The organism is Bacillus gobiensis, assembly GCF_001278705.1.
In the GTDB taxonomy this organism is placed as follows: domain Bacteria; phylum Bacillota; class Bacilli; order Bacillales; family Bacillaceae; genus Bacillus; species Bacillus gobiensis.
The window spans coordinates 1,770,556-1,784,142 of sequence record NZ_CP012600.1 but is presented as its reverse complement, the minus strand read 5'-3'; the positions used below and the strand labels follow the sequence as shown (position 1 = coordinate 1,784,142).

General features: G+C 38.9%; 20 protein-coding genes and 1 pseudogene. 18 read left to right on the top strand and 3 right to left on the bottom strand.

Annotation, left to right across the window (positions count from 1 at the left end):
- Positions 1-64: 64 nt before the first annotated feature.
- Both AM592_RS08875 and AM592_RS08870 read left to right on the top strand, forming a co-directional pair.
- Positions 65-634: a VanZ family protein gene (locus tag AM592_RS08875; protein ID WP_053603469.1), complete on the top strand. Its 570-nt coding sequence runs from the start codon at positions 65-67 to the stop codon at positions 632-634.
- A gap of 306 nt (positions 635-940) precedes the next feature.
- Positions 941-2,437 (top strand): recombinase family protein, encoded by a 1,497-nt coding sequence (locus AM592_RS08870; protein ID WP_053603468.1) that lies wholly within the window; start codon positions 941-943, stop codon positions 2,435-2,437.
- A 30-nt stretch (positions 2,438-2,467) separates the two neighbouring features.
- Here the strand turns inward: AM592_RS08870 and AM592_RS08865 are convergent.
- Positions 2,468-2,815: pseudogene (locus AM592_RS08865) on the bottom strand (sigma-70 family RNA polymerase sigma factor); the annotation flags it as partial.
- A 266-nt stretch (positions 2,816-3,081) separates the two neighbouring features.
- Between AM592_RS08865 and AM592_RS08860 the strand changes: the two are divergent.
- The 7 genes from AM592_RS08860 to AM592_RS24120 all read left to right on the top strand — a co-directional run bounded on the left by AM592_RS08860 (position 3,082) and on the right by AM592_RS24120 (position 6,363).
- A complete protein-coding gene (locus AM592_RS08860) occupies positions 3,082-3,456 on the top strand; it encodes a hypothetical protein (RefSeq protein WP_053603467.1) in 375 nt (124 codons plus the stop codon).
- Between the two features lie 83 nt (positions 3,457-3,539).
- Entirely contained in the window at positions 3,540-3,887 is a 348-nt protein-coding gene (locus AM592_RS08855) for a hypothetical protein (RefSeq protein ID WP_053603466.1), read from the top strand.
- Between the two features lie 156 nt (positions 3,888-4,043).
- Positions 4,044-4,616 carry a TetR/AcrR family transcriptional regulator gene (locus AM592_RS08850; protein ID WP_053603465.1) on the top strand — a complete coding sequence of 191 codons (573 nt, stop codon included), beginning with the start codon at positions 4,044-4,046 and terminating at the stop codon, positions 4,614-4,616.
- A gap of 13 nt (positions 4,617-4,629) precedes the next feature.
- Entirely contained in the window at positions 4,630-4,971 is a 342-nt protein-coding gene (locus tag AM592_RS08845; protein WP_053603464.1) for a DMT family transporter, read from the top strand.
- Entirely contained in the window at positions 4,972-5,286 is a 315-nt protein-coding gene (locus AM592_RS08840; RefSeq protein WP_053603463.1) for a DMT family transporter, read from the top strand. It begins immediately after the preceding gene.
- A gap of 133 nt (positions 5,287-5,419) precedes the next feature.
- Entirely contained in the window at positions 5,420-6,145 is a 726-nt protein-coding gene (locus tag AM592_RS08835; protein WP_053603462.1) for an SGNH/GDSL hydrolase family protein, read from the top strand.
- Positions 6,146-6,210: 65 nt separating this feature from the next.
- A complete protein-coding gene (locus tag AM592_RS24120) occupies positions 6,211-6,363 on the top strand; it encodes a hypothetical protein (protein ID WP_158320297.1) in 153 nt (50 codons plus the stop codon).
- Positions 6,364-6,460: 97 nt separating this feature from the next.
- On the opposite strand, the gene sda is transcribed toward AM592_RS24120, so the two are convergent.
- A complete protein-coding gene (gene sda, locus AM592_RS08830; protein WP_053603461.1) occupies positions 6,461-6,601 on the bottom strand; it encodes a sporulation histidine kinase inhibitor Sda in 141 nt (46 codons plus the stop codon).
- A gap of 344 nt (positions 6,602-6,945) precedes the next feature.
- Between sda and AM592_RS08825 the strand changes: the two genes are divergently transcribed.
- From AM592_RS08825 to AM592_RS08790, 8 genes are read left to right on the top strand one after another with little or no spacing between them, the layout of a single operon-like run.
- On the top strand, positions 6,946-7,464 hold the full coding sequence (locus AM592_RS08825; protein ID WP_053603460.1) for a YqeG family HAD IIIA-type phosphatase: 519 nt from the start codon (positions 6,946-6,948) through the stop codon (positions 7,462-7,464).
- A gap of 6 nt (positions 7,465-7,470) precedes the next feature.
- The gene (gene yqeH / locus AM592_RS08820; protein WP_053603459.1) at positions 7,471-8,571 is read left to right on the top strand and encodes a ribosome biogenesis GTPase YqeH; all 1,101 of its coding nucleotides are present in this window, start codon (positions 7,471-7,473) and stop codon (positions 8,569-8,571) included.
- Between the two features lie 16 nt (positions 8,572-8,587).
- Entirely contained in the window at positions 8,588-9,436 is an 849-nt protein-coding gene (aroE, locus tag AM592_RS08815; protein ID WP_053603458.1) for a shikimate dehydrogenase, read from the top strand.
- Positions 9,423-9,713, top strand: coding sequence for a ribosome assembly RNA-binding protein YhbY (gene yhbY / locus AM592_RS08810; protein WP_053603457.1), 291 nt, complete (start codon positions 9,423-9,425; stop codon positions 9,711-9,713). Before aroE ends, yhbY begins: the two co-directional genes overlap by 14 nt.
- A 21-nt stretch (positions 9,714-9,734) precedes the next feature.
- Positions 9,735-10,316 carry a nicotinate-nucleotide adenylyltransferase gene (locus tag AM592_RS08805; RefSeq protein WP_053603456.1) on the top strand — a complete coding sequence of 194 codons (582 nt, stop codon included), beginning with the start codon at positions 9,735-9,737 and terminating at the stop codon, positions 10,314-10,316.
- Positions 10,294-10,863, top strand: coding sequence for a bis(5'-nucleosyl)-tetraphosphatase (symmetrical) YqeK (gene yqeK / locus AM592_RS08800; protein WP_053603455.1), 570 nt, complete (start codon positions 10,294-10,296; stop codon positions 10,861-10,863). The genes AM592_RS08805 and yqeK overlap by 23 nt, the downstream gene beginning before the upstream one ends.
- Positions 10,864-11,208 (top strand): ribosome silencing factor, encoded by a 345-nt coding sequence (rsfS, locus tag AM592_RS08795; RefSeq protein ID WP_053603454.1) that lies wholly within the window; start codon positions 10,864-10,866, stop codon positions 11,206-11,208.
- The gene (locus AM592_RS08790; protein ID WP_053603453.1) at positions 11,205-11,951 is read left to right on the top strand and encodes a class I SAM-dependent DNA methyltransferase; all 747 of its coding nucleotides are present in this window, start codon (positions 11,205-11,207) and stop codon (positions 11,949-11,951) included. Before rsfS ends, AM592_RS08790 begins: the two co-directional genes overlap by 4 nt.
- 78 nt (positions 11,952-12,029) lie before the next feature.
- Here the strand turns inward: AM592_RS08790 and comER are convergent, their stop codons facing one another.
- On the bottom strand, positions 12,030-12,857 hold the full coding sequence (gene comER / locus AM592_RS08785; RefSeq protein ID WP_053603452.1) for a late competence protein ComER: 828 nt from the start codon (positions 12,855-12,857) through the stop codon (positions 12,030-12,032).
- An 82-nt stretch (positions 12,858-12,939) separates the two neighbouring features.
- Between comER and AM592_RS08780 the strand changes: the two genes are divergently transcribed.
- Positions 12,940-13,569, top strand: a complete 630-nt coding sequence (locus tag AM592_RS08780) for a helix-hairpin-helix domain-containing protein (RefSeq protein ID WP_053603451.1) — start codon at positions 12,940-12,942, stop codon at positions 13,567-13,569.
- Positions 13,570-13,587: the final 18 nt, after the last annotated feature.

The following is a 13,587-nucleotide window of genomic DNA, read 5'->3' as shown; positions in this document are numbered from 1 at the left end:
GAAGGAACAAGTAGCTCTTTATAGAATTCTAATTATAGGATATTTCTTGAAAAAGGGTGATTAAATGATAAACGAAACCTTACCTTACGCAATCGGATTAAGCGTTTACATTGTTTTTATTATGGTAAGGGTTTACAAAGTGATTTTTTTAAAGAAAGCTCGTTATTCTTTAGAAAGAAGTATCTTTATTTTTGCAACATTTATTTACTTAAGTGGGGTAGTATCCGTTACACTTTTTCCGATTCCTGTGGACGCTAGATTAATAGCAGATAGTATCTCAGGTGGTTACGAGGAGCCACATAATTTTATCCCACTTTACTCAATAATTGGGATTTTAAATACTGGGTTTGAATCCATTATTCTTACCCAACTTGGTGGTAACTTAATCCTTTTATTCCCTTTAGGGTGTTTGATGCCATTGTTATCGAAATTTAACACACTAAAGAAAATTTTGTTGTTAGGTTTCCTAGTTGCACTATTAATAGAATTACTTCAATTTGGAATATCTCAGTTAATAGGCATTACATATAGAAGTGTTGATATAGATGATATTCTCTTAAACACCCTAGGAGCTGGTATGGGATATACCGCATATAAATATTTATATCTTAAGTTTAAGGAGCATTACTTGTAGGGTCACGTATAAATGAAGAATCGGTTTTCCCTAAATAATTCAGTGATTTGTTAAAAAGCCTTTTTCGGGATAAAAAGCGGACTTTTATAATTCAAAAGGAAGCAGGCTCATAGGTTAGGGCTTCTTTTTTTATCCTCTTTCTCATGGAGAAAACAGCCATTTGTACAACTCCAGTGAACATATCCATGAGTATGGGGGTGTTCATCATGAAGGTGAGGATTATTGAAGGACCACATGCTGACAAATGCGTTCATGCTTGCTATGATTATTTAATAAATCTCTACCGAAAGGAGATGGAGCGCCAACGTGATAGCGATTTACGTAAGGGTATCGACCGAGGAACAAGCGACCAGGGGATACAGCATAGAGAATCAAATAGAAGCTTGCATGAAAAAAGCAGGAACCCATGATGTATTAAAGTACGCGGATGAGGGGTTTTCAGGAGAACTAATGGAGCGTCCGGGATTAAATCGACTGCGTGAAGATGCGAAAAAAGGGTTGATTGACAAGTTAATATGTTATGATCCTGACCGGTTATCAAGGAAACTAATGAACCAGTTAATTCTTGATGACGAGCTGCGGAAACAGAAAATTACGATGGTTTTCGTCAATGGTGAATATGCAAACAGTCCAGAAGGGCAGCTCTTTTTCTCTTTACGTGGTGCAATTTCAGAATTTGAAAAAGCGAAAATTAAAGAAAGAACGTCTTCTGGCCGGCTATCAAAGGCTAAAAAGGGGAAAGTGGTGAAAAATTCAAATCTCTTCGGCTATGACTACAATAAAGAAAAAGAAACCTATGAGATTAATGAAGAAGAAGCAAAAATCGTTCGCATGATTTTTGATTACTATACGGATCCCAAAAGCAGATTCAAAGGAATTAATGGAATTGCTCTACATTTATCCGAGATTGGAGTTAAAACCAAAAATAAAGCAAAGGTTTGGCATCGTCAGGTTGTAAGGCAAATCCTCATGAATAGAGCTTATACAGGGGATTATGTGCAGAACAGGTGGGATACTGTTGGCTCATATGTAAGCAAACAATCGGGGAATAAATCCATTCAAAAAATTAAGCCTGAAGAAGAATGGGTATATATGAAGATTCCTTCAATTATATCGGAAGAACAGTTTAACTATGCTCAGGATCTATTAGGTCAAGGACGAAGAAGGTCAACTAATTACGGAAAACATGATTATTTATTATCAGGTTTGGTTAGGTGTGGCATATGTAATGGCACCATGACTGGGCGGAAAAGGAAATCTCACGGGAAAGATTTTTTTATTTACGAGTGTCGAAAAAATTATGCGGGTGCAAAGTATAAAGGCTGCGGCAAATCTATGAGCGAAAATAAATTAAATCGGTGGGTATGGGAAGGCGTTCAGGAATTTATAAATAATCCGGATAAAATTTCTGTCCATCAAGAAAAGAAAAAAGAAACGTACCAAAAAGAAGAATTAGAGATGATGAAGTTAGAAATTGAAAAAGCAAAAAAAGGCCGTCAGCGATTAATCAAGTTGATCAGCCTAAGTGATGATGATATTGATATAGAAGAAATTAAAGAACAAATGGTGGAATTGCAACAAAAAGAGAATAATCTTAAAGAACAGTATACACAGATGGAAGAAGAAATAAAAGGTGATAAGGAACATTCAGTCAGTCAAATAGCTCTTAAATCTGCAATTGATTATTATCGAACTTTTAAAGGTAAGAACATGACATTAGATGATCAGAGGGATCTAATTAGATTGCTTGTAAAGCAGGTCATTATAAAAGATTCAGAAACAGTGGATATCATCACTTTTTAGGGTACAGCATGCAATGCTGTACCCTATTGTTATAAATATCTCATTTTCTATACAGCGTGCAGCATAGGTGGCCAGCTTCGTTCCTTTACCGGACGAGTAGCTTTCGATCGCCTTTATAAGACCAATCGTACCGATGGAAATTAAATCCTCCGCATCTTCTCCAGTGTTTTCAAATTTTTTAACGATGTGGGCGACCAATCGAAGGTTATGTTCAATCAGCATGTTTCGGGCATGCTCATCCCCATTTGCCATTGATTCTAAGTATTTCTTTTCATCTCCGCTTGAGAGCGGTTGTGGAAAGGCATTATTTTTCACGTATGATACTAAGAAAACAAGCTCCTTAATCACAATCCCGAGCGTTGCTAGAATACTTGACATAATTCTTCACCTCCACAAAAGATCTAGGCACTTGCCTATTCGTACTATATGTGGAAGGGAGTTTGTTTGTGTCTGTACCACCTGAAATAGCTTTAGAAAGAGGAGATGAATTTATTTTTAAACGAGCAATTCAAAAAGTGATGATGCAGCATGCGTGGAGCGCAACAATTAATATATGTTATTAAAATCCGCATAGTACCTATTTATCTTGTCCAATTAACTTTGGCAAATGTGAATATAATATACTCATGAAAGGGGGAAAACTCATGAGCAACCCATGGTTTTCGAATAAGAATGATGGTAAAAACAAAAACCAAAGCCATGCAAAGTCAGACAGTGATTCAAAATCGAAGTCAGATGTCGAATTTGATTTTAAAAACGATATAGATACAGATGTAGACAGTCAAAACAAATTAAAAAACACAGATAAGAATATCAATGAAGCAAATGCCAAAATTATTAACAGCGGAAACTCCAAAGTTGACCTTAAAATAGATGTAGATTCTGATTCTAAATCAAAAGTTCGTTCAAAAGCTGAAGCAGATCAAGATCAGGATCAAAAACAAGATCAAGATCAAAAACAAGGTCAAGACCAAGATCAAAAACAAAAGTTAAAACAATATCGCAATTACAAGCATTAGATTAATATGATTCATTTAAAGGGGTATTCATTAGATTTATGAATGCTCCTTTGGATGTACTAGTTTTGAAAAGAGGACACTATATGGAAAATCACCAGATCCAAAATCGTTCCTTGCAGCAATTTGATGGATCAATAAAGGAAAGATCTATTAATGAAATTCAATCTAACCTTTCTTCATCTGTTAATCGCAGCGGGAATTCAGATGTTGATGTCAATGTAAATATTCAAGTGGATACAATGCCAATTGCACTCTCGTTACTATGTTTATCCTTCGCTAATAAACAATTATCTCGACAAGAATTTGAAACAGCAATTAAGGAACTAGAAAAGGTGACACGTCGTTATAAAAAACCTGAAGAAAAAATAAAGGAACTTTCAAAAGTAAAATTATTTAATGAAAATAGGAGTAATCGAATATGGGGAGGCTGACTAAGTAAGGTCATTATAGGTGACTTTCTGAGGTCAGCTTTTCTTTATAGTTATCAATTAACTTTTCTATACTGTTGATGAAAAAAAGAAATTAATTTGCATGACAAAAAATGTGCTACACTTAACCTAACGAACGGTAGGTAGGTGATTTCATTAATGACAGAAAAAATAAAAGAAGCCGCCCTGACATGCTTTGCGCAAAACGGATTTGCGGGTGCATCATTATCAGCTATTGCGAACGCTGTTGGAATAAAAAAGCCTTCAATCTACGCTCATTTTAATGGAAAGGATGAGCTTTTTCTTGAGGTGTTTAAGCTTGCGCTGGATCATGAGATCGCATTCACAAAAGCATATTTAGAAAATCAATACTCACTCGGCCTGGAAAGCTGTTTATTCGAATATTTGAACCAGCATAAACAAAGGTATGAAGACGATATGAAGGCGAAATTTTTTCTAAGAATGTCTTTTTTTCCGCCAAATCATCTATATGAAGAGGTGATGGCTGATGTCTACAGGTATTTAGATGAAATTGAAGCTCTGTTTCTTCCATTGTTTGAACAGGCGAAAAGTGACGATATTATTCGAAAAAATGTGAACAATGAAGTGCTCGTCAATGCTTTTATGGGAGTATTAGATGCCGTATCGATCGAAATGATTTACGGCGGAGACAAAAGAACAGAAAAACGAATCAATGCTTCCTGGCAAATTTTTTGGTCGGGAATTACGTAAGGAGCAATAATCAATGAATAAAAGCTGGATTTATATTTATTTAGCAGGATTAATCGAAATTCTCTGGGTAACTGGATTAAAATATGCCGATCATCTATGGGAATGGGCAACAACAGCAGGCTTGCTCGTTTTAAGCTTTTATTTGGTTATAAAAGCAGTGAAAAATATCCCAGCTGGAACGGCCTATGCGGTTTTTGTCGGAATGGGAACTGCAGGAACAACTCTCACCGGCATTTTGTTTTTTGGTGAATCCTTTCAGTGGATGAAATTAATTCTTATAACTACATTATTGAGCGGGGTTTTAGGACTAAAGCTCATCTCAGTAAACCGGGAAAAGAAAGGAGCTGATTCTTAAATGGAATGGCTTTTTCTTATGTTGGCAGGAATTTCTGAAGTGTTTGGGGTATTGTTTTTAAATAAATTAAGCCGAAGCAAAAAATGGTGGGATGGCTTGCTGCTTCTGGTTACTTTTACCTTTAGCTTCCTTTTGCTTTCAAAATCAATGGAAACAATTACGATGGGAACAGCATACGCCGTATGGACGGGAATCGGTACAGTAGGTGGAGCATTGGTAGGTATCCTGTTTTATGGAGAATCAAAGGATGTAAAAAGGTTGTTTTGTATTGGAGTGATTCTCGCCTCTGTTATCGGCTTAAAGCTTATTTCATAATAATGTTGATGAGTAAACAAACCGAATGCTTTGAACCTCTCAACTAATAAGAGAGGTTTCTTTATTTCCCTTACTTTTGAAACAAATCAGTATATAGGTTACCATATACGTAATCGCAATGGAGGGATAATGATTGAAAAAAGCATTAATACTTCTACTGCTTTTATTGGCAGCAGGCTGTGGAGGCAACCAGAAAGAAAAAATTGTCGCGTTTGGAGATAGTAACACACAAGGAGCGAATTGGAGCCTTCATCATTATGCGACTTCAGAAAAATGGGTGAACTTGCTCGGTAATTCACTTAGAGGGGAATATAATATCATCAATGCGGGAATTGCAGGAGAAACCACCGAAGACGCAAGGTATAGATTTGAAAAGAATGTACTAGATAATAAACCCAATTACCTGTTTATAATGTTCGGTACGAATGACGCAGCAATCTTTACCGGAAATGTTCCCAGGGTTTCAAAAGAGAGGTTTAAAGAAAATCTTTTGTACTTTGTGGAGTCCAGCAAAGATCGAGGAATCCAGCCAGTGCTGATGACATGTCTTCCGCTGATAGAAGGGACAAACCATTCATTATTTTATTATTCGATATATGATCCGAAAGCATTTGAACAAGTTGGAGGCGCGAGGGCTTGGCATAATTCCTATAATGAAATTGTCAGAGAAACAGCAAAAGAAACCAACGTGCCGCTTATCGATAATTGGAAGGCATTCGTTAAGGAAGCTGGCGGCGATACAGACAAGAAATTAATTGAATCAGGACTCATAGATCCTTCCGGCAATCATATGACCCCTAAAGGTGCAAGATTGGTTTATCATGAGATAAACGATCATGGGTATATTCAAGAACACTAAAGGACAAACGCCTAATCACATCCTGAAATTTGTTCATAATGTACTATAAAAAGGTTAGAAGGGATGTGGACGTTCTGTACGGCTTGCCTAACGATTATTGGCTATACCCGTATCCCGCCTATCCCCGTGATACAGGATACGGGTATGCTCTAATAGTCGTATTATTGGTGGTTTTGCTTGTTATTGGCGGCGGATTTTGGTTTTATGGGTATAAATAGCACCTCTTTCATTGAGGTGTTTTTTTTGATTGGAGTAGTAAGGTAAAGATGCAAATGATATAATATCTCTTTGGATCAGAAGGAATGATGTTTTCATTTATGAAGAACGGGATAAAACATGGCTAAGTGATCTTCGTTTGATTTCAATTTCAATGAGCTCAATAAACTCTTTGTTTAAATTCATTTCATTTGCTTTGTAGTAAGATTCGATAAGTAATTCATCAGACAGCTTTCTCATACTTGATACCCATTTAATGGGAATTGCACCTCCGATTTTAGGGTTCTATTGTTTGATGAAGAAACATAAACTGTTAGGTTTTAATGTATGATTAATCTAACATGAAAAATGGACAAGAACAACCGTTCTCTTATCCACATGGAAAAGTGGATAACTTGTGGGTATCATGTTTATAAATTAGCCAATATCAGATAAATTAAGTGTGGAGAATGTGTGTAATTTAATCCACACTGTAGGAAAACACCAAGAAATGTCGAAAACTTTTTAGAATATTCTTTGAATTTGACAGAATGTGATTGTGTTCGACATAATGAAATTTTCACGAAAGGTGTAGGTGCTGCCCTGTGCTGAAAAAGTTTTTTTTACCCGATGAATTTGTAAAAGATATTTTCGACATCACTCCAGACAAATTACGTGAACGAAATGTCAAAGGGATCATCACCGATTTAGATAATACATTGGTGGAATGGGATCGCCCGAGTGCCACACCGCGGTTGATTGAATGGTTTGCTGAGATGAAAGAGAATGGGATTAAAGTAACGGTCGTCTCGAATAATAATGAAAAGCGAGTAAAGATTTTTTCAGAACCGCTTGGGATCCCCTTTATTTATAAAGCAAGAAAGCCAATGGGCAGAGCTTTTCGAAAGGCTGTCAAAAACATGGAATTAAATAAAGACGATGTGGTTGTGATTGGCGATCAGCTGATGACAGATGTACTCGGCGGCAATCGGCACGGCTACCATACGATCCTGGTTGTGCCAGTCGCCTCTTCGGATGGTTTTTTCACAAAATTTAACCGCCAGATTGAACGAAGGATCTTAAGCGCCTTGAGACGCAGAGGCCACATTCAGTGGGAGGAATAACAGACAATGGAAAAAGTAGTATGTATCGGCTGCGGAGTTCCTATCCAAACCGATAACAAAGAAGAACCGGGCTATACTCCAGAGGCGGCGCTCTTAAAAAATGAAGTGATCTGCCAACGCTGCTTTCGATTAAAAAATTACAATGAGATACAGGATGTCTCGCTTGATGACAGCGACTTTTTAAAAATTCTTCATTCCATCGGCGAGACGGATTCATTGATTGTAAAAATTGTTGACATATTTGATTTTAACGGGAGCTGGATCAATGGTTTAAACCGATTTGTCGGAAAAAATCCTGTATTGCTTGTAGGGAATAAAGCCGATATCCTGCCTAAATCCTTGAAGAAAGACCGCTTGATCAATTGGATGAGAAGAGAAGCAAAGGAAAATGGGCTGCAAACACTGGATGTCTTCCTAATCAGCGCAGACCGCGGCCAGGGCATAAAAGAACTGATTCAGGCGATCGAATCTTATCGGCAAGGAAAGGATGTCTATGTAGTAGGTTGTACAAACGTAGGCAAATCAACTTTTATCAATAGGGTAATAAAAGAAGTATCAGGTGAGGATCAGGTTATTACAACGTCCCATTATCCGGGTACAACGCTCGATCTAATCGAAATACCTCTTGATGACGGAACCTCCTTGTATGATACGCCAGGAATCATTAACCATCATCAAATGACTCATTACATCAATGCAAAAGACTTAAAGGTGCTTACACCAAAAAAAGAACTAAAGCCGAAAATTTACCAATTGAACGAACAACAAACGCTGTTTTTTGGCGGATTAGCAAGATTGGACTTTGTGTCTGGAGATCGTTCGTCATTCGTCTGTTTTGTACCAAATGCAATAGAAATCCATCGGACGAAGCTTGAAAATGCTGATCGGCTGTATGAGAAGCATGTTGGCGATATGCTTCAGCCGCCTGGCCCTGAAGATGTCTCTGAATTTCCGGAACTCGTTAAGCACACTTTTCAGATCAAGCAAGCAAAAACGGACATTGTTTTTTCGGGACTTGGGTGGGTAACTTTGCAAAGCGCGAACCAAACCATTGCTGCCTATGCACCAAAGGGTGTCCATGTCTTTTTGCGAAGATCATTTATATAGAGGGGAGTAAGAGGAAATGAAGCATCTATACGGACTAATCGGGAATCCAGTTTCTCATTCCATGTCACCGGATATTCATAATTCGGCATTTCAAGATTTGAATTTGAATTACTATTATCAAGCGTTTCATGTAGAAAACTCTGACTTGGCGGATGCAATAAAAGGTATCAAGTCGCTTGGCATTAAAGGGTTTAATGTAACCGTCCCTCATAAAGTATCTATCATGGAGTATCTTGATGATGTGGATGAGAGTGCCAAGCAGCTTGGAGCAGTGAATACCGTTTTGCATGAGAATGGAAAATTAATCGGGTATAACACAGATGGAAATGGTTTCTTACAGTCTATAAAACCGTCTCTTTCCAAGCCGCTTGAGAAAAATTCAATTCTTGTCATAGGCGCGGGTGGAGCGGCAAGAGCGATTTATTATACACTTTCAAAGTTCGCTCCCGAAAAGATTGATATTTGCAATCGGACACTTGAAAAAGCTGTATATTTGATTGAGCATTTTGGGGCAGGTCAAAGAGGCGAAGCTTTGACCATACAAGAAGCCGAAAGCAATCTTTCTGAATATGATGTTATTATTCAAACGACTACAATCGGAATGCATCCAGACACAGCTGAAAAGCCTATATCGCTTAAGATGGCCAAAGATAATAGTCTCGTATGTGATATTATTTACAATCCGTTAAAAACGGCATTGCTAAAAGAAGCAGAAGCCAAAGGATTGCAAACATTAAATGGAGTCGGAATGCTTGTTGAGCAGGCTGCCCTTTCTTTTCACATTTGGACAGGCATGAAACCAAATACTGAAAAAATGGCAGAAATTATTGTCGGAAAATTAGGAGGAGAACATGTTAACAGGTAAGCAAAAACGTTTCTTGCGTGCAAAGGCCCATCACTTGTCGCCAATTTTTCAAGTGGGCAAAGCAGGCGTGAATGAAAATATGATCAAACAATTAAATGATGCGCTGGAAGCGAGAGAGCTGTTAAAAATCAGTGTATTGCAAAATTGTGAAGAAGACACATCAACTGTCGCTGAAATGATTGCTGAAGGAACAGGGGCAGACATCGCCCAAACGATCGGCAAGACCATCGTTTTGTATAAAGAGTCTAAAGAGAACAAGCAAATTACGCTTCCATAATTGAGGCCTGAGGTGGGTATGATGAAGAAAATAGGAATTTTTGGCGGGACGTTTGATCCTCCTCATAATGGTCATTTGCTAATGGCCAATGAAGTATTGCATCGGTTATGTCTGGATGAAGTCTGGTTTTTGCCAAATCAAATTCCGCCCCATAAACAGGAAGAGAAGTTTTCTGACAGCGGGCACAGGATTGAAATGCTCAAGCTTGCCATCGAGTCAAACCCGTCTTTTAAGCTCCAGCTGATCGAAATGGAGCGGCCGGGCCCATCTTATACGTATGATACAATGGTTTTGCTGAAAGAAAAATATCCTGATTATCAATTTTATTTTATTATTGGCGCTGATATGGTAGAGTATTTGCCTAAGTGGCATAAGATTGATGAGCTGTTGGAAATTGTCCAGTTCACAGGGGTAAAACGAATCGGTTTTCACATGGACACTCCTTATCCTGTACGATTTGTTGACGTTCCCGAATTTGAAGTCTCTTCCACGATGATTCGTGATCGTGTAGACAAAAATGAACCGATTAATTACTTGATTTCGGAGAAGGTTAGGCGTTATATAGAGGAGAATGGTTTATATGAATCGAGAACAAGCACTTGAATGCGTAAAAACTCAGCTGACAGAGCATCGATATACTCATACGATCGGAGTGATGGAAACCTCTATAAGTCTTGCTGAAACCTATGGAGCGGATGTGGAAAAAGCAGAGCTCGCAGCAATCTTTCACGACTACGCAAAATTCCGTCCATTAGAGGAAATGAAAGAGATCATATTGAGGGAAAAGATGCCACCGATGCTGTTGGAGTATTCGCCAGAGCTTTGGCACGCTCCGGTTGGGGCCTTTTTAGTCGAAAAAGAAGTCGGAATATCAGATCGTGATGTGTTATCAGCAATTAAGTTTCATACGTCAGGAAGAGCCGATATGACTCTCCTTGAGAAGGTCGTTTATGTAGCAGATTATATTGAGCCCGGACGCAGGTTTCCCGGGGTGGACGAGGTACGGGATCTCGCAAAAGACAGCCTTGATTTGGCACTCATTCAAGCTGTTAAAAACACCGTTATCTTTTTATTGAAAAAAAATCAGCCCGTATATCCTGAGACGATGGAAACCTACAATTTTTTGATTCAAACTAGGAGGAAAGATTAGATGAACGAAGCTTCAATTTTAAAAGTAGCAGCAGAAGCTTGTGATGACAAGCGCGCCGAAGAAATAATCGCACTGAATATGCAGGGGATTTCATTGGTAGCTGATTACTTTTTGATTTGCCACGGCAATTCTGATAAACAGGTTCAAGCCATTGCCAGGGAGGTAAAAGATCAGGCAGAGGAGCACGGGATTCATGTCAAACGAATGGAAGGGTTTGATGAAGCAAGGTGGATCCTGATTGATCTAGGCGATGTGGTGGCACATGTATTCCATAAAGAAGAAAGAGGGTACTACAACCTGGAAAAGCTGTGGGGAGATGCTCCGCAAGAAGATTTGCCTCTATGATTTACCGGGACTTTGCGAGTGTTTACGACGAATTGATGTCCCATGCACCGTATGATGAATGGCTGAAGTGGATTGACGAGTCAATAAAGGCCGCAGGAAAGGAAAAAGGAAGCGTTTTGGATCTTGCTTGCGGGACAGGTGAACTCACGCTTCGGCTTGCAAAGAATGGCTTCGAAGTAACAGGGATTGATATTAGTGAGGAAATGCTCTCTGTAGCAATTCAAAAAGCACTGGCAGAGAAATTATCCATTGATTTTTATAACCAGGATATGCGTGATATAGCCGGGCATGAAAATCGTTTTGACGCAGTCGTTATTTGCTGTGATTCGTTAAATTACTTAACTGAAGAAGAAGATGTGCTAAGGACCTTCCAGGAAGTTTACCACACGCTATCTTCTTCCGGTCTGCTGCTCTTTGACGTTCATTCGAACTATAAAATGAATGAGTTGTTTCCCGGACATACTTACGCTGATGATGATGATGAGATCTCAGTCATTTGGAAAAGTTTTATGGGAGATGCTGAAAATTCCGTTTTCCACGATATGACTTTTTTTGTGAACCAAGGGGACAATACATACGTCCGATACGATGAAACCCATCTTCAGAAGACACTTCCGATCAACAGATATATTCAATACCTTGAGAAATCGGGCTTTACTCTGCAAAGTTTGACCGCTGACTTTACAGATAAAAGTCCAACTGATACGTCTGAGCGGCTTTTTTTCGTCGCCAAGAAAGAGTAAAAAACCATCGTTTAAAGGTACGATGGTTTTAAAAATGCCTTTTCCGCTCTTTGCGTCTCTTGAAACGATATGAAAGAATTATGAAGAAGCGGGGAATTGCTTTTTGATTAAAGAAAGGTCTTCTTCGAATTTCGTATGAGTGGATCGGAACAGGCGGTGAAACATATCCCCAATCCCTTCATCCAATGCTTTAATTCCTTCTCCAGTCACTCCGCCTTTTACACAAACCTTTTCTTGCAGCGACGGAAGTGTATAATGCTCTTTTTCAAGTAGCTTGCCTAGGCCTACCAGCATTTCTTTAGAAAGAACTGTCGCTTCAGCATGAGAGATATTTGTCTCTGCAACTGCTGCGTCGATGAATCGTTGGACTAAATAGCTGAAAAAAGCCGGGCCGCAGCTTACAATATCTGAGGCGACTCTTGTAATTCTTTCTTCAATTTGAACAGGAAGAGATATTCCTTTTAAAAGCTGTAAGATGTTCGTTTTCGTCTTGTCCGTACAGCTGCTTCCGTACGTAATAAGAGAGATTCCTGCGAATGCTCTATTCGTTATGCTCGGGATAATTCGAGCGGTTTGGCATGGCACAATCTGTTCAATTTGATCAACTCGAATGGGACTTGTAATGGTAATTAAACACTGTTTTTCAGTAAATAAGCGGCTGTGCTTGCTGAGAAAAGGGTAAATATCTAAAGGTTTCACACACAAAAAAATTAGTTCGCTTTGTAAAATGACATCCTCTGGTGTTTCAGCCAATTGAATTTCCGGATATTTGTTTTTTAACGTTTTCGCTTTTTCCAAGGTGCGGTTGGTAATCGAAAGAAATGAGGGATTGACAGCTTTTGATTCGATAAGAGCTTCAATTAATATCGTCCCCATATTCCCTGTGCCAATAAAGCCGATATTCAAACCTTATCCCCCCTTAGGCCATTTATCTTCTAAACGATATGTGCAATAACCGTCAAATATGAATGAAAGTGGGTGCTTGAATGTGGAATGGATAAAGAAATACAAATGGGCAGCTGCAGGAGCAGCGTTTTGCATCTGTGCTGGTCTATATATTTTTGCTGAACTCAATAAGAAAGAAGACCATGAAGTGCTTCCAAAAGAAGTGTCTGCAGAAGCTATTGAGAAACCTCAGGAGGAAACACCACCCGAACAACCTCAGTCTATAGTCATTGATGTCAAAGGAGCAGTAAAAAAACCCGGTGTTTATGATATGCAGTCAGGTGACAGGGTACATCATGTTATTCAAAAAGCTGGAGGGGTATTGGATGGAGCAGATCAAAATCAGTTAAATCTTGCCCTGCTATTACAGGATGGGATGGTCATTTATGTGCCAAAGAAAGGAGAAGAAGGGGCGGCTTCAGGAGCAGCTCCTGAAGGGCAAAGCAATGTTGAAAGCACGGAGCAAAATGGTTCTGCAAAAACTGTGAATATTAACACGGCCACTTCCGAAGAGCTACAGACCCTCCCAGGCATAGGGCCGTCCAGGGCAGAGACCATTATTGCTTATCGGGAAGAAAACGGCGGATTCAAAACAATTGAAGACATGATGAACGTCAGCGGAATCGGTGAAAAGTCTTTTGAAAAATTGAAGCCTTCAATTACCGTAAAGTAAATTGACTTCTAAAGAGCA